Annotated in this window: 14 protein-coding genes and 1 pseudogene; 2 read left to right on the top strand and 13 right to left on the bottom strand. The window is 47.6% G+C overall.

The window, feature by feature from the left end; translation table 11 throughout:
• The first annotated feature begins 61 nt into the window (after positions 1–61).
• Positions 62–940, top strand: coding sequence for a universal stress protein (locus tag K0I73_RS16280; RefSeq protein WP_220062089.1), 879 nt, complete (start codon positions 62–64; stop codon positions 938–940).
• Here the strand turns inward: K0I73_RS16280 and K0I73_RS16275 are convergent.
• Positions 900–3,491, bottom strand: a complete 2,592-nt coding sequence (locus K0I73_RS16275; RefSeq protein WP_220062088.1) for a cation-translocating P-type ATPase — start codon at positions 3,489–3,491, stop codon at positions 900–902. The genes K0I73_RS16280 and K0I73_RS16275 overlap by 41 nt on opposite strands.
• Before the next feature lie 445 nt (positions 3,492–3,936).
• A complete protein-coding gene (locus K0I73_RS16270) occupies positions 3,937–4,197 on the bottom strand; it encodes a DUF5062 family protein (protein WP_220062087.1) in 261 nt (86 codons plus the stop codon).
• Positions 4,198–4,384: 187 nt separating this feature from the next.
• Here K0I73_RS16270 and K0I73_RS16265 point away from each other — a divergent pair, with 187 nt between their 5' ends.
• A complete protein-coding gene (locus K0I73_RS16265) occupies positions 4,385–4,789 on the top strand; it encodes a VOC family protein (protein ID WP_350355264.1) in 405 nt (134 codons plus the stop codon).
• Positions 4,790–4,875: 86 nt separating this feature from the next.
• Here K0I73_RS16265 and K0I73_RS16260 read toward each other — a convergent pair whose 3' ends face one another.
• From K0I73_RS16260 to K0I73_RS16210, 11 genes and pseudogenes are all read right to left on the bottom strand, one after another.
• Positions 4,876–5,073 (bottom strand): hypothetical protein, encoded by a 198-nt coding sequence (locus K0I73_RS16260; RefSeq protein WP_220062086.1) that lies wholly within the window; start codon positions 5,071–5,073, stop codon positions 4,876–4,878.
• A 234-nt stretch (positions 5,074–5,307) separates the two neighbouring features.
• Positions 5,308–5,514 carry a hypothetical protein gene (locus K0I73_RS16255; protein ID WP_220062085.1) on the bottom strand — a complete coding sequence of 69 codons (207 nt, stop codon included), beginning with the start codon at positions 5,512–5,514 and terminating at the stop codon, positions 5,308–5,310.
• Between the two features lie 312 nt (positions 5,515–5,826).
• Positions 5,827–7,051, bottom strand: a pseudogene (locus K0I73_RS16250) (ISL3 family transposase).
• 671 nt (positions 7,052–7,722) lie between these two features.
• The gene (locus tag K0I73_RS16245; protein WP_220062084.1) at positions 7,723–8,145 is read right to left on the bottom strand and encodes a nitrate reductase cytochrome c-type subunit; all 423 of its coding nucleotides are present in this window, start codon (positions 8,143–8,145) and stop codon (positions 7,723–7,725) included.
• Positions 8,142–9,020, bottom strand: a complete 879-nt coding sequence (gene napH / locus K0I73_RS16240; protein WP_220062083.1) for a quinol dehydrogenase ferredoxin subunit NapH — start codon at positions 9,018–9,020, stop codon at positions 8,142–8,144. Before napH ends, K0I73_RS16245 begins: the two co-directional genes overlap by 4 nt.
• Positions 9,017–9,748, bottom strand: coding sequence for a ferredoxin-type protein NapG (gene napG / locus K0I73_RS16235; protein ID WP_220062082.1), 732 nt, complete (start codon positions 9,746–9,748; stop codon positions 9,017–9,019). Before napG ends, napH begins: the two co-directional genes overlap by 4 nt.
• A 65-nt stretch (positions 9,749–9,813) precedes the next feature.
• Complete coding sequence (gene napA, locus K0I73_RS16230) at positions 9,814–12,297, bottom strand: nitrate reductase catalytic subunit NapA (protein WP_220062081.1); 2,484 nt, start codon at positions 12,295–12,297, stop codon at positions 9,814–9,816.
• On the bottom strand, positions 12,294–12,563 hold the full coding sequence (locus K0I73_RS16225; RefSeq protein ID WP_220062080.1) for a chaperone NapD: 270 nt from the start codon (positions 12,561–12,563) through the stop codon (positions 12,294–12,296). The genes napA and K0I73_RS16225 overlap by 4 nt, the downstream gene beginning before the upstream one ends.
• 303 nt (positions 12,564–12,866) lie before the next feature.
• Positions 12,867–13,964, bottom strand: coding sequence for a lipocalin-like domain-containing protein (locus K0I73_RS16220; RefSeq protein ID WP_220062079.1), 1,098 nt, complete (start codon positions 13,962–13,964; stop codon positions 12,867–12,869).
• The gene (locus K0I73_RS16215) at positions 13,961–16,489 is read right to left on the bottom strand and encodes an ABC transporter permease (protein ID WP_220062078.1); all 2,529 of its coding nucleotides are present in this window, start codon (positions 16,487–16,489) and stop codon (positions 13,961–13,963) included. Before K0I73_RS16215 ends, K0I73_RS16220 begins: the two co-directional genes overlap by 4 nt.
• A complete protein-coding gene (locus tag K0I73_RS16210) occupies positions 16,482–17,150 on the bottom strand; it encodes an ABC transporter ATP-binding protein (RefSeq protein ID WP_220062077.1) in 669 nt (222 codons plus the stop codon). The genes K0I73_RS16215 and K0I73_RS16210 overlap by 8 nt, the downstream gene beginning before the upstream one ends.
• Positions 17,151–17,153 lie beyond the last annotated feature (3 nt).

Genomic DNA, 17,153 nt, shown 5'->3' with positions numbered 1-17,153 from the left:
CAAGGCTATTTTGTACAAGTGTGACTAAGCTCAAAATACGCTTTAGTAATAGGAGAGAACCATGGATAAGGTGTTTATTATTTCGCAGAAAGAACAACAGCAAGCCGATGCGATAGCAACAGGTGTCAGCCTCGCAAAAACGCTTGATAAAAGCGCCGAAGTATTTGCTTATAGTTACGAATCCTTTAGTGGTAAAGAGCACTACAACCCCCGCCTTGCCGCTGTTGCTAAGCTGCAAATTATGAAACAACGCAGCAGCGAAATAGAAGATGAGCTCGGCGCCCTTCACGCTGACGATGTTCCTGTACATACAGTGTGGACTAAAGATCTGTTTGAGCATGCTTGTAATCACTCCGTGCGCCATGGATTCGATTTAATGGTCAAAGCCGTACATCATGCCGACCATTATTTACCCATGGATTGGCATCTGATCCGCCATACTAAAATCCCATTAATGCTATTGTCTGACAATCCCCTTAATCGCAGTGACTGTGTATTAATGGCTGTCGATTTAGGTAGCGATAACATGATAAAGAAACAGCTAAATCAATGTGTTATTAAACAAGCTAAGGCGCTGGCGCAAGCCACTAACAGCGAGCTGCATTTAGCTTATATTATTCGGGTCCCCAAAATACTGAGAGATATGGATCTGGTTAATACTCGTACCTTGATTAAAGATGCCTATCAGCGTTATCAGACTCAATTGGCTGAAATCGATCTACCTCAAGATCATATTCATATCTTAGCGGGTGAACCGGATCTTTGTCTGTATGAACTTTCATGCCGCTTAAAAGCGGGCTATGTCGTGCTCGGCGCGCGCCAACGCAGCGGTATGCTTGGTTATGTCATAGGTAACACTGTCGAAGCGATGTTGAGTCGAATTCGCAGTAATGTTCTGGTTATTCCAGCTGATGATCAGTTGCTGATGCCGCTGGCTTAGTCTGGTGTTTGTTACGGCAATGACGTTTGTGGAGTTCATCGACGATAAATAGCGTTAATGCAGTGGCTAGTAGGATTAGCCACTGCTGTATACCTATTGGGCTTAGTCCTAAAGCGTCACTTAGTCCGGGAGTGTAACTTGCGCCGATGTGAATAGTTTGCGCGACGATCATCCCGACCAGCAGTAAAGGATTACTAAACCAACGCATCGCAAACAGTGAGTTACGCTCTGAGCGACTATTAAGAGCATGCACATTTTCAAACAACACCATCAACATTAAGGTGAGATTACGTGCCATCTCTTCAGTGGCTCCCATCTTGAGTGTGAGGGCGAATAGCCCAAAGGCAACAAGGCCCATCCACAGGGCACTGATAAATACACGCTCTAACATGAGGTGATCGAAAATCGGTTCGCTCGGCTTTCTAGGTGGCTGCTCTATCTCATGGCCTTCTGCTGGCTCAAAGGCTAGCGCCACATCTTGCACGCCATTGGTGACTAAATTCAGCCATAAAATCTGCAGTGGAAACAGCGGAATCGGTAGGGCGAAAAGTACACTCAGAATAAACAGCAACAGCTCGGCCGCCCCCGTGCTGATCAGCAGATAGATCACCTTACGAATGTTATTGTAGACGATTCGCCCCTCGATGATCCCTTTTACGATTGAGCTAAACTTATCATCGGTGAGCACGAGGTCGGCATTTTCTCTGGCAACATCAGTACCCTTTAACCCCATGGCAATGCCCACATGAGCGTGTTTTAGTGCGGGCGCATCATTGACACCATCGCCTGTCATGGCGACAAATTCCCCTTGGCGGATCAATGATTGAGTGATCTCCATCTTCTGTTTGGGCTGTACTCTGGCAAATACCCTATGTTTTGCAATCAAAGCATCGAATGCCTTCACGCCCTGTTGTTGTGCTTGGCTTAGCTGATCACCCGTGACCACATCATCTTTATCTGATACCAGTTTAAGTTGCTGTGACAACGCCAGCGCAGTGACAGGGTGATCGCCTGTGATCATCGCCACCTTGATTCTGGCCTTTTGGCACAGACTTACCGACTCGATAGCGTCCTCCCTGAGGGGATCGCTCATTGCAGCTAATCCCAGAAACGTGAGTCCAGTAAATGGATTATCTAGCTCGCAGGGATGACCAGATGCAAGGGCTAGGACGCGATAGCCGTGGCGTGCCATCCAATGGGTTTCATGGTGGATTTGTTCTATTTCGGCATCGCTAAGATTGCACATGGTTAGCAGCTTTTCGACCGCACCCTTTACCGAGATAACTAATTGGCCATCAATCTTATTAATGCTGGCGCTAAACTGATTCTCAGACTCATAGGGAAAAAGCTGAGCCTGTGGAGGGATCTGTGAGGTTTGCATCGGCAAATTGAGTTTGTAGCCCAAGGTTAAAAAGGCAAGGTCAACCCCATCACCATCGCTGTGAATCTTACCATCATCGAAAACCAGGTGAGCCTCGTTGGCGAGTATGCCTGTTAATCCTAATCGATAGAGCTGCGGCGCATCATCGTTAGATACGCGAACGCCGTGACCATGTTTATGAATCAGCCCTGTCGATGCCAGCCCGGTGCCTGCAACATGATACTTGTCGCCATTGGTCAGCCAAACTTGGCTAATCGTCATCTCATTAACTGTGAGGGTACCTGTTTTATCTGAGGCGATGTAGGTACAAGAGCCTAAGGATTCTACCGCCACCAGTTTTCGCACGATCACATTGGCTTTGGACATCCGCTTCATGCCGATAGCTAATGCCACGGTAATGGCGGCGGGCAAGCCTTCTGGGATTGCTGATACGGCTAGCGCGACCCCGAGTAAGAATACCTGTGACAGATCGGCGCCGCGAATTAAGGTTAACCCAAAAATCAGCGCGATGATCACCAATGTCGCGATGGCGATAATTAGGGTAAATCTTTCAATACGTTGCATTAGCGGTGGCTTAGCGCCGCCTTGTTGATGAACTAAGTCGGCAATTTGGCCGATCTGGGTATTAGTGCCTGTGGCTATCACTTCCCCCTCTGCGCGGCCGTGGGTCACTAAGGTGCCAGCAAAGGCTAAATCTGTCTTGTTGACCGAAACAGACTCGCCGGTTAACGCCGACTCATCCACCTTAAATTGATTGTGATTTTCAATGCGAATATCGGCGCCAATGCGATCACCATTGCTCAGCATGAGCCAATCCCCTGGGACGAGATCCATGCTGCTAATCGTCAGCGGATGTCCATCGCGGATCACATGGCTCTGCAGTGGCACCATCTTGCTCAATGCATCAGCCGCTTGCTGGGCTGAGAACTCTTGTACTGTGCCTATGATGGCGTTAAGCATTAATACCGCGAAAATGAAAATGGCATTAAGAAGTTGCCCTAACAACAAGCACATCAAAAAGGCTGCCAATAGGACATAGATAAAGGCACTTTTAAACTGAGTGATAAAGAGTGTAATAAAGCTTAATTTTGGCGGTTTAGGCAGGCAGTTCTGGCCATGTTGCTGTAACAGAGTGTGTGCCTGCTGACTCGTTAGTCCATGCAGTGCCACTGGAGACCCTAGATTTTGGTTAGTGAATGATAATTGATCTATAGCTTATCTAGAGGAACTTTGCAGGGAATCGAAGCGCTTGTTGATAGAGATCAACATCTTGCTTTTGGGGCATTGATATACAGCGAAATCAGTGCCCATAGATCTGTCGATAGGCTCTGATTTCTTAACTAGGGCCTGTTGATCTTTCAAGGTTATTTTTGCAGCGAATGGTTGGGTATTTATACAAGGCAGAAGCTTTGTGGTGTAGTTGCTCTACATAAAAAGCTGAGAACGCAGTAGAAATCACCAACAAACGCTGCCCGAAGGGTTCGGCTAAAAACATTTTACGCTTTGTTAAGTGAATTTTGCTTAGATGACTAGGCTGCAATCCACTTGCCTTGATTAAAACGTTTTTGTCTCGAATAAAATTCAACCAGCAAAGATCAACAGGCCCTAGATAATATTAATTGAGTAGAGGGTGATCTTCGGGGAGTTGACGGCTGATCCACAGTATCAGCTTATGCTTCATATTAGGGCCATCTTCTTTGTCTGTGGCTAACGGTTGGATCAGTTTATCTTGTACTAATAATCGGTAGATACACTCGACTTTATCTTTAGGGGAGATCCCTTTATCGAAATCATCGAACCCACGTTTCTTGGCGTAGCCTACACCAATTTCCATGGCGAGTTTTAATAGTTGTGCGTCGTGCTTGCCTTGTTTCATAACTGACTCCATCAAAGCTGATTGTACTAAACTACCCTAAATAGGGTGAATAAAAAATGACAAATTACCAATATTGAACAAGATGTTAGATTTAGGCATTAACTGATTCTCAATCGGCTATTATTACAGCATTAAGCTATGATTTTGCGGTATTAATGGTGGTGCTAGTGGCGGTGTTAGTGGAGAAATGATGATTCAGGTTCAAGGGCTCGACCATGTGGTGTTTCGTACCACTAAGCTAGATGCCATGCTGCATTTTTACCAGCAGATACTCGGATGCGCCATTGAGCGCGAGTTAAAGGATGAAGGCCTTACTCAGCTAAGAGCTGGCAATGCCCTGATTGATATCGTGTGTTGTGACAGTGAACTTGGCTGTTTAGGTGGCAAAGCTCCGCAGCAAGATGGACGTAACGTCGACCATGTATGCCTGCTGATTAACCCAATGGATGAACAGGCACTGCTGGATTACCTCGTAGAGTTCAACATTGCCCCTGAGGGATTCGCCAAGCGTTACGGCGCCCAAGGTTTCGGCCGCTCACTCTACATTAACGATCCCGAAGGGAATGTCATCGAACTCAAGTTTTCGAATTAACGTTATCGAAAGGGTCGCTTTCAGCATTTGGCCTTCGGCTGAGTGGTTATTGGTCAGTGTTTTGTGAACCATAGCTTCATGGTTTATTAATGGCCTTCGAATGAAGGTGTTGGCATTTTTGGCTTATAACATTTGGCGGAGTTGGTTTTATTTCGCTGACGGTAGCGTTGACTTTCATGGTTTTGAATTGCTTGCAGCAGGCTATTCGTGCAGGTACTTCTGTGACACGCCGCAAGTACGTTCCCTGTAGGCTCTGCCGTGACATCCATGTCACGAAAGGTCACAGCCGTACCTACACCGAGTTATCTATTTCTTCGATTTGACCTTGTGAGAAGCTTTTGGACATTTCTGCGTTAGGATTTTTGCTCTACTATGTGAGTTTAAGATTAATATTTCTATGGCTAACGCTAAGCTAAGGGGCAAAAGCACAATGCGAAAATAGCGAAGCCGCATTGTGTTTTTGTCCCAGCAGCCCGCGCAGCGGGATGCGACTTGAGCGTTTTGTTATATGACGGTCTCTAAAAAGAGCCCTGTTTTTTGTTTTGTACAGTTGCAAGTAGCACGAGCATTACACCAATACCCAAACCCAAAACCGCACCTCCTGCTACATCGTTACTGATACCCGAAAACTCTTGCGCCTTGCGCACTTCCAAAATCCAGAACGAAAATACAAATGAAATGCTGGCAATAAGTGGCAATAGAACGACTCTCGATTTTTTAGACATATACAGCCTCCTTGATTGAATATCCACGTGGCATATAACAGCTTATTCGTGCGCATGCGCGTTTACCTCGTTGGACCAGTGAAAACGCGCACAGTTAACTATCTGTATGAAAAGAACTTATCAGTATTCTATTAAATATACCATCCGGAAAAACGCGCATGCGCGTTTCCCAAACCTATTATCTAACCTATAGCTTTTATAATTATATGATTTTAATCATATTTATTTATATTGGAATGTAAAAACGCGCACGAAGTTGGGATAAAAATGGTCATGATTTCAATATGACTGTATGTCTGTGGCTCTTCGTCGTTAATGGTGGAACCCCATATCCAACTTCCCAAAGTGAAACAGTATTGCTCGCTTAAATCGCTCTGTATTTCTATACCCCATGGCCTTTACTCTCAGCAGCCTTATTTGACTATTGATAGCTTCTGCTAGACCATTTGAAACACCAAAACGCATCGCATTAAGTATTCCCCATAATTTAGACTCAACTGTTTCAGCTACGGAAATTAAAGGCTTGATATTACTTGCCTTGATTAAAGCTATCCATTCTAGCCATCTCTGCTTAGTGCCGCGAACGCAGTTCGCCATACCATATGTCACGAGCTTGCTCTTTAAAATACCAAGCTAGCGCTGTATTCATTAACGAAGGCACGAGTTTATTTAGTCTTTCTTTCCTATCTGCTGATAAGTTGTGCCTCTGCTTAAGCCAGAAGAAGCGTGTGCGATGAGCTTCTTGTCTCATTGAGGGAGACAGCCTGTATATTTCATCCCTTCGTATAGCATTGACGGCTTCAGTCAGTAATTTAGCAATATGGAAATGGTCAAATGCAATCCGCTTTTCAGCGTCAGGAAATGCTGCCTTTGCCGCTGAAATATAAGCAGGGCTCATGTCCATACAAATGGTTTTAGTTTGTGATTTCGTATATGAAGGCAATTGCGCAAAACAAGCGTTAAAACTGGCTTTAGAGCGACCGTCTGAGACGGCTAACACTTGGCCTTGAGAGTTGGAAAGCACAGTGACGTAATCATGCCCTTTTTTAATCGCTGTTTCATCAATCAGCAACGACTCTGTCGAACAAGCGGTTCGATGCGCTAACCCTCTAGAGACGGCTCTCTCCATTATTCGGTCAATGGCTCCCCAGCTTAGTTTAAAAAATTTACTGACCGCATTTAGCGTACTCATTGCTAACATCGCCAACACTCTCATTTCCAGTAATTCAGTGTAGCGACTGCTTTCATGCGCCCAAGGAACTTGGAGTGTCTGATAGCCATGGTTAGGACAATGAATACGAGGCACATTTGAGTGGATTATCGTTTCAAATTGGCAAGTATCTAGATGACGCCAAGTTCGAGGGCGTGAGTCATAATGACGAGCTAAACCCTGACAGACAGGGCAAACTGAATCACCACTATGTACATAGTCCACAACGACGATAATACGTTGATGCTCTTCATCAAGTTGAACTTTAGAAACTAACCATGGAGCCTTTAGGCCTAATACTTTCTGGTATAAAAGGGTTTCGCTCATGACTATCGGGAATATGAAATTGTACGAAGAAGTTTATCTTAAAAGCTACGTTTACCACCACCTTCGACGAAGAGCCATGTCTGTCCAGCTTTTAAGCATTGCAACATTTGAGTGAAATGGATGAAAATTTCTAGGCGAGAAAGTCTGCTTGTAACTACTCCGCAAAACAGGTGCTAACTCACTTTGGGGCAAAAGCACGTTAGCCTTTCACTCACTAGTCGTATCAAATGAAGTCCAATCGAAGAAGCATTAGAGATAAGTGTAAGCGCGGTTTTGGCCCTTGGTGGCAGGGATGCCACCGTGGAGCGTATAGGGACATATTCACAGCGAGCCAAAAGAGTGCTTGCACATTCCTCGCCGGACAGGCGATTAATAACAGTGAAGGTTCGACCTTCAAATACTCTCAGTAAATGAAAATACAGCCAAACGCTACTAAGCCAAAAAATGCTAAACCTTCATTCTAAGGCCACCAAACTTTGGGGTAAAAGCACGTTAGCTTTTTACTCGCCACTCACACCAAACACAGTCAAATCGAAGAGAGTGAATAACCTAGTGTAGATACAGCTGCGGAGCCTCCATTGCCGCCAGGCAATAAAAAACCACCCATTGTTGGGTGGTTTTCAGTACATCTAAGCGACTCCCTAAGGAGCTACGTCTTAGGAGGCTAAACCTTACTGATTCGAAAAGTTATTCTCGACTAACTTCTGCTTGTTCTCGGCTTGTGGCACGTGACACTGAGTACAGTTGAAGTATTCGTTGTTAAGCTTGTTGTCGGCAAGAATGTGCGAAGCGTGGATCTCCGTCGCTTTCATGCGCTGAGCTTTTGCTGGACTGTGACACGTCATGCAGCCGTTTTTCTTAATGGTGATGCTGTAGTCGGCTTTATGGGGGATCAGCGGTGGCTGGTGGACAAAGCCACGCTCGATTGATGCTCCCTTTTTAGGGTAAGTGGGCATCGCGTCGGCCGCACGGACGTCGGTGATCTCAGATTTCCCGAGTGAGCTGACATTCACAGGCTCTGCTGTATTGTTGGCTTGCTGACCAGAGCAGGCACCTAGCGCCATGAGCGCGACTAAAGTGAGTACTTTTTTCATTGGTTGTTCTCCGCCTTTAGGGCAATTCGATTTTGATACTGGAAAACGCGTTGAGCACAGACATCGATACAACGACCACATTGGGTGCAATCACTGTCAGTTATCATGGGGCTTGTGCCTTTAAGGGCGGGCTTTAACACCTGCCTTTCTGGGCATACCTCAAAACAATCCATACAGTTATCGCAATCTTTGGCATTCACAGCCGATACTTTTACTGGGCTAGCTTTACCGAGCAGCGCAAACATCGCACCGGTTGGGCAAAGGTGACCACACCATGCTCGCTCGCTGATAAACAGGTCGAGCAAGAAGATCGCCGCTAAGATCCACAAGCCGCTTCCCGCACCAAACAGTAGGGCGCGATAGACGACAGGGACAGGATTAACCCACTCCCAGGCAGCGATGCCCGAAAATAGTGGCATAAGCAGCACCACTGCCAGCAGGTAGTAGCGTAAGTTTCTTGGCATCTCGCTGGTGCGAGGCAAATGAAACTTACGTCTCAGCCAGCTAGCGGCATCTGTTACTAAGTTAACCGGGCATACCCAGCTGCAAAATACGCGTCCACCAGCCACTAGATAAAATAGGGCGATGATGGCGGCGCCTAGCAGTAGGCTGAGTTCTGGCCAATGCCCTGTCATCAACACTTGCAAGGTCGCCAGTGGATCAGACAGTGGAATGGTAGCCAATAACTCGCTACTTGAGAGGTTGCCTTTGAGTAACCAAAGGCCAAACCAAGGGCCAATAGCAAAGGCAAGCAACACAGACAGTTGGCTAGCGCGACGTAGAAATAGAAACTTGTGGGCACGCCACCAGCCTAGTTCATCGATCGCAGCTTGAGCGAAACGGTCTGTAGAGGTATTGCTTGTACCCTTGCTCATAATGTGAGCCCCTTGTTTAACATCTCAAGTGTGGTCTCTTCGGTGTTGATATAGGTATCGTGTGAAGCTGTTTTACCCAGTGCAATGTGTGCGGGCAATACACGGATCGCCGACTCTTCCAACACGCAAACATGTTCGCATTTACCGCAACCGGTGCAGCTATCGCTGTTGACGGTGGGGAGGAACATAGCGTGGTGGTCGCTGCGTTGATTGTGCTGCCGCTCTAAGGTGATGGCCTCATCAATTAATGGGCAGACGCGGTAACAGACGTCACAGCGTAGCCCTTTAAAATTGAGGCAACTCTTCTCATCAATTAATACGGCAATGCCCATTTTTGACTCATTAATCTCAGTCAAACTGTGGTCCAGCGAGCCCGATGGGCAGGCTTTAACACAGGGAATATCGTCACACATTTCGCACGGTACTGCGCGCGCGGTAAAGTAGGGTGTTCCCGTTGGGGCTCCCTCAAACCAGCGTGCCAGTTTTAGCGTGTCGTAGGGGCAAGCCTCGACACACAAGCCGCAGCGAACACATGCAGATAAGAAGTCATCTTCCGTTAATGCACCGGGTGGTCTAATCGCCAATGGGTCAAGATGAGACGATTGTTTAGCAACCCCCGTCACACCTAATCCCAATAATCCCATCGCACAACCCGCCTTAGCCGATGTGGCTAAGAACTGGCGGCGGTTGACGCCTTTGGCTTTGGTGTTGCGATTGACCTGGTTCATATTGTGCTCGTTAACTCTCTGTTTTAGTTCAAGCGTTTAAAGTTGTTTGGGTTGAATGAATCGCCTTAGGCTTTCATCACTTTTACTGGACACTTTTTAAAATCCGTCTCTTTAGAGAGTGGATCGGTCGCATCGAGTAACAACTTGTTGACCAGTTGGCGCGCATCGAAGAATGGCATAAATACCACGCCTCTAGGCGGTTTGTTCCGGCCTTTAGTTTCGACACGGGTTTTAACTTCACCACGAGGTGAGGCCACAACCACTTCGTCGCCACGCTGCAGTCCACGGACTTTGGCGTCTTCTGGGTGCATAAAGATCTGTGCATCAGGATAGGCGCGATAAAGTTCGGGAACGCGGGCTGTCATAGACCCTGTGTGCCAATGCTCAAGCACGCGACCCGTTGACATCCACAGATCGTATTCGGTATTAGGCTCTTCGGCGGCGGGCTCATAAGGTAGGGCGAAAATTACCGCTTTACCATCTGGCTTGCCATAGAAATTAAAACCTTCGCCAGCCTTAACATAAGGATCGCTGCCTTCGACGAAACGGCGCAATGTCTCTTTACCGTCAATCACAGGCCAGCGCAGACCGCGGGTCTCGTGGTAGCGGTCAAAGTTCGCTAAGTCATGGGCATGGCCGCGACCAAATTGGGCATACTCTTCGAACAAGCCTTTTTGCAGGTAGTAACCAAAGGCCTCGGATTCATCGTTTAGGTCGGCTTTGCAATCCGATGTTGGGAACTTGTTCACCACACCGTTAGCAAACAACACGTCGTAAAGTGTCTTATCGGCGTACTCTGGCTTCTTCGCGACCAGCTCGGCTGGCCAAACTTCAGCGACTTTGAAACGCTTAGAGAACTCAACTAATTGCCACAAGTCAGATTTTGCCCCTTCAGGTGGCTTAACCTGTTGGTGCCACATGTGGGTGCGGCGCTCGGCGTTACCATAGGCGCCCTCTTTCTCTACCCACATAGCGGTAGGCAGAATTAGGTCGGCGGCCATGGCGGTGACCGTTGGGTAAGGATCTGACACCACGATGAAGTTTTCTGGGTTACGGAAACCTGGGTAAATTTCATCGTTAATATTAGGGCCAGCCTGCATGTTGTTGGTACACATGGTCCAGTAACAGTTGAGCTTGCCATCTTTAAGCATACGGCTTTGCAGTACGGCGTGGTAACCCGGTTTTGGCGGGATAGTGCCTTCAGGCAGTTGCCATAGCTTTTCAGTCGCGGCGCGATGCTTAGGATTTTTAACCACCATGTCGGCAGGTAGACGGTGAGCAAAGGTGCCCACTTCGCGAGCGGTACCACAGGCTGATGGTTGACCCGTTAGCGAGAATGGGCTGTTACCTGGTGTGGCAATTTTACCTGTAAGTAGGTGGATGTTGTAGAGCATGTTGTTGGCCCAGACACCACGTACGTGCTGGTTGATCCCCATGGTCCATAGGCTCATCACCTTCACTTTAGGGTCGGCATAAGCTTTGGCCATGATTTCAAGCTTTTCTGGCTCGACGCCACTCATCTTAGCGGCGTATTCCAAGGTATAGGTGCTGACAAACTTGGCGTATTCATCGAAACTGATTGGCGTCGACTTACCGTTGCCTGGGTTTTTGGCTTTTTGTTCTAGTGGATGGTTTGGACGCAGTCCGTAACCGATATCGGTTGTCCCCAAGGCAAACTTAGTATGCTTGGTGACAAAGTCTTTATTTACCGCATCGTTTTGGATGATGTAGTTGGCGATATAGTTCAGGATCACCAAGTCTGATTGCGGGCGGAACACCATAGGGTTATCCGCTAGGTCGAAGCTACGGTTTTCAAAGGTCGATAACACGTGCACGCGACTATCTGGGCTGCTGAGGCGGCGGTCCGATAAGCGCGCCCATAGAATAGGGTGCATTTCGGCCATGTTTGCACCCCAAAGTACAAAGTGATCGGCGGCTTCTAGGTCATCATAACAACCCATTGGCTCATCAATACCAAAGGTACGCATAAAGCCACCGACGGCAGAGGCCATACAGTGACGGGCATTAGGATCGATGTTATTGGTGAGGAAACCCGCTTTATGCAGTTTCGAGGCGGCATAGCCTTCCCATACTGTCCATTGGCCAGAACCAAACATCCCGACGGCAGTCGGTCCTTTGGTTTTGAGGGTGTTTTTCCATTTGTCGGCCATGGTGTCGAGTGCGACATCCCAGCTCACAGGGGTAAATTCACCCTCTTTATCATATTTGCCATCTTTCATGCGCAGTAGCGGCGTGGTTAGCCTGTCTTTACCGTACATGATTTTTGATAGGAAATAACCCTTAATACAGTTAAGGCCTTTGTTCACTGGACTTTCTGGATCGCCCTTAGTAGCAACGACTTTACCTTTATCTGTGCCTACTAATACGCTACAACCCACGCCACAAAAACGGCAGGGGGCTTTATCCCACTTGATGTTGTCCTTCTGCTCAGCGGCTTCAACGATCTTCACTGGCAGAGTGACCCCAACAGCGGTCGCAGCTGCAACTGCGGCGTTGGCTTTTAGAAACTCGCGGCGGCTAATGCTCATGGTGTTTCCTCACTCTTTTCTTCTATTGGTTCAACTTGGTGATAGACAAGACTGCTTGATAACACCCCGTTAAGGGCGTTGATGGCTTCGACGTTACTCAGTATAGATGCTTGAGTTTCACCCTCTAGGGTGACCACAAACTTACCTTCGTCGGTAACGGCATGGATATCGGCGCCAATTAAAGCGTCGATCTCATTTCTTACTTGGGTTACCGCGTTGGGAGCAGCGTGCACTACCAAGCTTGTAACATGATATTCCAGATTCATCTTTTTACCTTTTGGCGTGCAGGCTAACGTCTGAGCATTTGGGGAATGAAAGGAGTAAGACCTGCTCTAAGATTGAACTCAGTCTAAACCTTGTACTTTATGTGGGTATACCTCTTCGGGGGTAACTGAGGCTTTTGTCGATCGAGATCAAACTTTTTGGCGTGATGTTGTTCACAAATTGTTGCAAAACAGTTTTGAGCTATATATTGCTTAATTAGTGTGCAGTTAAGTAGACGGTAATTTTCTAAGTTATTGAATCAAAAGATCCATTATAAAAATGATAATTATTCGTAATCTAGGTGGTTAATATCCGGTAAGTTCCATATAGCCCGAGCCAGTATGGCTACCTTCGATTGAAACTGGCCCTTCCCAATAAGTGATAGAAAGCGGCATCTTGGCATTGGGGTTGAGCGGTGATATCTGCAGCTCAATGGCTTGGTTGTCGATACGGATCTGCCACTCCACAGGGTAGGTTTTACCATCAATCGTTTGCCAAGCGGTGGGAGTCATACTTATGTCATTGGAGGTAATGGTCTCACCACGTCCATCGGCGTACATGCGTCTGCCACTGTAGAAGTGCTTGCTGGATGCCTCTTGAACATCACCCCTGAGCTGAAACAGCATTAAGGTTGAGCCGTCATCTAGGCGCAAGGCAAACCAGTCCCAGCCCTGCTGTTGTCTTGTGAGAAACTGCGAACTCCATTCTCTGTCGAGCCACGCCTTGCCCGATACCTGAACGAATTTGCCATCAAGCATCACTCGGCCGCTGACATCGATAAAGGGTTGGCTGTAGTAGTAAGAGGCGACACTCGCATCGGCGCTTTTTACACTGTAGCCGCCTTCTCCCTGCAGTTGATAAGGCGCGCTGGTGGTTAGCCTAAGCGAGTAATTAACACTATCGCCTGCAACATCGAGCGTGGCAGGAAACAGTTCCTCGTCTTGGCTCTGCCAGCGCCAGTTATCGAGTTCTATCGTTAGCGGCACCGCGGATACACCGGCCAGTTGCGGCTGACCTCGAGACCAGCGCTCTTCGGCTTGATGATGCTTACCTGTAGTTATAGCGCTGTGAGCCATATAGAGCTGGTTACTCGCCCAGTTTGAGCTTGATTTAGGCGCCTCAGCTGATAAGGCAATACGAAATTGAGTCCACTGCAGTCCTAAGGGAGCGCCTGTTTCGATGGTGAGATTAGCGGTTAAGTACCACCACTCTTGGCGAAAACCATCATGGGCTAGATGATCACTTGGAAAGCGGATCTCTTTATCGGGCAGCACTTGAGTAAAATCGCTCGTCGTTTCACCCATTAAGCCGCCCATAGCTGAGTTGTGAGTGTCTGCTGGTGAATCGCAGCCAATCAAGGTCAATAGCAGCATGCTGGTGAGTAACTTGGTGCAATAACTCATAGTACATCACTCTGTAGGCTACTGATTAATGGGCGTCTTGTCTGCTGATACAGTGGAAAGGCGACCGCAAGGGCGCTGGCAATCAGTGCTAGCAGCACTATTTCAAAATAGGCCTGCCAATCCCAGACCATGGCGATGCTCCAGCCGAAGGCCTGTAGGGTCACTTTATGGATTAACAGGTAACCTAATATCGCTCCAGTGGGCAGGGCGACCAAGCAGGTCAATATCACCATGAGTAACATCTGACTGGTGACCATAAGGGTGAGCTGGCGACGGTTAACCCCTAAGGTGTATAAGCGTGCAATGGGAGCCATACGGGCTTGAGTTAACATATAGCAGGCGCTAAATAGTCCTACGGCTGCGACCAGTAAGGTTAAGCTGTTGAGCACTTGGGTGATAGAAAAAGTGCGTTTAAACATCTCTATCGCCTGGGCTTTTATCCGAGCTTGGCTATAAATCAGGATCTCAGGTAGATCAAATTGTTGCTGTAACTGTATGCCGTAGGCGTCGAAATCACCTCGATAGGTTATCGCTAAGCTTAAGGGCGTCGAGCCAAGATCTGCTCGCTTCCACAGAGCTGGGGAGATGATCACCTCGCCATAAGGATTGCCGTAGTCATAGTAAATGGCACCAATGGTGAGCTTTGTATCGCCCAGCGCCGCCACTTTAATGGTGTCTCCCAATTGCATTTGATGTTTTATCGCAAATGGCTCACTCACCAAAGCTATCGTTTGTACATATGGTTCTTGATCCGATAACGTTTTTTCCGATGGAGCCTGAGCAAAAAAGTGCTGCCAAAGGTTTGGCTGTGCCTTTTTGATCACCGTAGTGTGCTCGATTGAATAGCGATCGCGGGTAATTAAATTTATCGGCGTTTGCTGATATTGAGTGGTGGTAAACCACTGTTTATAGATCCCCGTAACCTGTTTATCTTGCGACAGAGCGGCGGTGATTTCGCTCACTTGACTCTTAGGTGGACGCAGATAAAGATCCGCATGTAGCCTAGCGTTGAGCCATTGTTTTAAGGTGATCTCAAAACTTCCCACTAGGCTATTCATCGAAATGTTCGCCGTCAGCGCCAGTAGCATGGCCATCATGGCGAGAGATAACGGCGGGATAAGCTCCTTGGTTTCGGCAATCTGATAACCAATAAGCCCTTTAGGGCTAATCTTCTCGATAAGCAGAATTAGATGCTGCAACAGCCAAGGTAAGCAGAGCGGAATACTTAAGACGACTAAGCCCAGCAGCGCCATGGTAATACGGTAATCTTGGCTGATGGGCATAAAAATGAGTGCAATTAAGCCCAGTAAAATAGCGCAAATTAATTGCCGTTTTTGCGTCTTTCTGGCGTTGCTCTGTAGGTTAAACTGACCATGACCTTGCGCTAAGGGTTGCCTTATCAACTCGGAAAATAGTGAACTACAAGCGAGCAAAGCGGCGACAAAGGTTAAGATTGTGGCCTGCAATAGCCATTGCCAGCGCCAGATCCCTGGTAAAATATTCGCGCCATAAAGCTGTTCTAAGGTCACAGAGACCATAGGTTGCAGCCAATAACTGAGCTGCAAGCCTAAGATAAAGCCAATGATCGACCCAAGTAGCACTAACAACAATAGCTCGCCAGTGAGCGCCAGCATGATCGACCGTTTCATGATCCCTTGCTGTTGCAGCTGAGTGATGAGGCGTTTGCGTTTAAGCAGGCTGTAACGCACACCGTTGTAAGCGATAAAAAGCCCCACGATAAAGGCGAGTAGGCTCATGGCGGTGAGGTTGAGATGAAAGCTGTTGGTCAGTGCCTTCATGCTGTCGCCGTTGTCACTCTGACTAAGATTTCCTTTATCGCTGAGCCAATTTTCCAGCTGGATTTGTCTGTTGCTTATATCGCTAAAAATAGCGATATAACTGATTTGGTTAGGCTTGTTTAACACTTGCTGCGCCAGCGAAATATCCATTAATAGACGATTGCCTAGATTAAAACTGTCATCGATGGTGACAATTTCTAAGGTATGCTCGGCTAGCGTCAATGTGTTACTGCCGAGTGTATCGGCGCTAGATTGACTCATGAGTACAATCGGCTCACCAGCGATCACTCGGTTAAGGGGTAAAGGCGACCGAGCAATGGGGGTAGTGTGGTCGCTATCAGTCGAGTGATTTACTGAGGCGGTTATCGCGGCGATTAAATCACTGCCCTGAACCTGCCAGCGTTGCTGGTTACTATCACTTATCCAGCCCTGAACCACGGCTAAGCTGTGGTAAATCCCCATCTGCCTAAGCTCAAAATAGCGTTGCTCGTCTAATACATCTTGTGGGCGAGGTGTGATGATCCATTTTGCTTGTTGGCTCAGGAGTTCGGTGGCATTGCTATAACTGTTTATCGCGTTCTCATTGGTAGCACGCACCCCTGTTAATAGGGTGACGGCCAAAATGATCCCAATAATGATCGCCCCGGCTTGCAGCGGTGATTGGCGATAGTGAGCTAAGAACACCTTAAGAGTTAACAGGCTGCCTTTGATGTTGGGATTATTCATGTATTTTGCCAAGATCTAAATGCCAACGTCGTTGCATAAAGTCGGCGCATTCTTGGCTGTGAGTCACCATTAGAATGCTAGTGTCATGTTCGGCTGCAAGGGCACAGATTAACCCCATCACCTCTAGGCTGGTGGTTTGATCTAAGTTACCCGTAGGTTCGTCGGCTAGGAGCAATGCGGGTTTATGGGCTAGGGCTCGGGCTATCGCTACTCGCTGCTGTTGACCGCCAGACAGGGTCTCCACGTGCCGTTTGAGCAGGGGGCGTAAGCCTAAGTTGTCAACGAGATGATCGCACCAGTTGTTCCAACGATCGCCATTAAGATGAAGCGGGAAGGCAATGTTATCTTCGACATTGAGCGGCGTTAGCAGATTAAATTGTTGGAATACCACTCCAAGCTGTTGATGACGAAACTGGCTCCAGTCGGTATCACTCCAATGTGTCGAGATTTGCCCCAGTATTGATAAGGTGCCTGATGTCGGTGGTTCAAATCCAGCAATGATATTGAGTAGGGTACTTTTACCACAGCCACTTGGGCCTGTAAGGGCTACAGTGTCGGCATGATTGAGTTTGAGGACGACATCATCAAGAACGCGATGAAATTTATCGCCATCGGTAAACCCTTTAGAGATATTGTCTAAGCTAACGACGCTTGTATCCATTAC

Source organism: Shewanella mesophila (genome assembly GCF_019457515.1).
In the GTDB taxonomy this organism is placed as follows: Bacteria; Pseudomonadota; Gammaproteobacteria; order Enterobacterales; family Shewanellaceae; genus Shewanella; species Shewanella mesophila.
The sequence above is the reverse complement of the archived record's forward strand: the minus strand, read 5'-3'. Positions and strand labels throughout refer to the sequence as shown.

Coding starts and splice junctions, on each gene's coding strand:
- K0I73_RS16280 (WP_220062089.1), top strand. CDS start 62: ATGGATAAGGTGTTTATTATTTCGCAGAAAGAACAACAGCAAGCCGAT.
- K0I73_RS16270 (WP_220062087.1), bottom strand. CDS start 4,197: ATGAAACAAGGCAAGCACGACGCACAACTATTAAAACTCGCCATGGAA.
- K0I73_RS16265 (WP_350355264.1), top strand. CDS start 4,385: ATGATGATTCAGGTTCAAGGGCTCGACCATGTGGTGTTTCGTACCACT.
- K0I73_RS16255 (WP_220062085.1), bottom strand. CDS start 5,514: ATGTCTAAAAAATCGAGAGTCGTTCTATTGCCACTTATTGCCAGCATT.
- K0I73_RS16245 (WP_220062084.1), bottom strand. CDS start 8,145: ATGAAAAAAGTACTCACTTTAGTCGCGCTCATGGCGCTAGGTGCCTGC.
- napH (WP_220062083.1), bottom strand. CDS start 9,020: ATGAGCAAGGGTACAAGCAATACCTCTACAGACCGTTTCGCTCAAGCT.
- napG (WP_220062082.1), bottom strand. CDS start 9,748: ATGAACCAGGTCAATCGCAACACCAAAGCCAAAGGCGTCAACCGCCGC.
- napA (WP_220062081.1), bottom strand. CDS start 12,297: ATGAGCATTAGCCGCCGCGAGTTTCTAAAAGCCAACGCCGCAGTTGCA.
- K0I73_RS16225 (WP_220062080.1), bottom strand. CDS start 12,563: ATGAATCTGGAATATCATGTTACAAGCTTGGTAGTGCACGCTGCTCCC.
- K0I73_RS16220 (WP_220062079.1), bottom strand. CDS start 13,964: ATGAGTTATTGCACCAAGTTACTCACCAGCATGCTGCTATTGACCTTG.
- K0I73_RS16215 (WP_220062078.1), bottom strand. CDS start 16,489: ATGAATAATCCCAACATCAAAGGCAGCCTGTTAACTCTTAAGGTGTTC.
- K0I73_RS16210 (WP_220062077.1), bottom strand. CDS start 17,150: ATGGATACAAGCGTCGTTAGCTTAGACAATATCTCTAAAGGGTTTACC.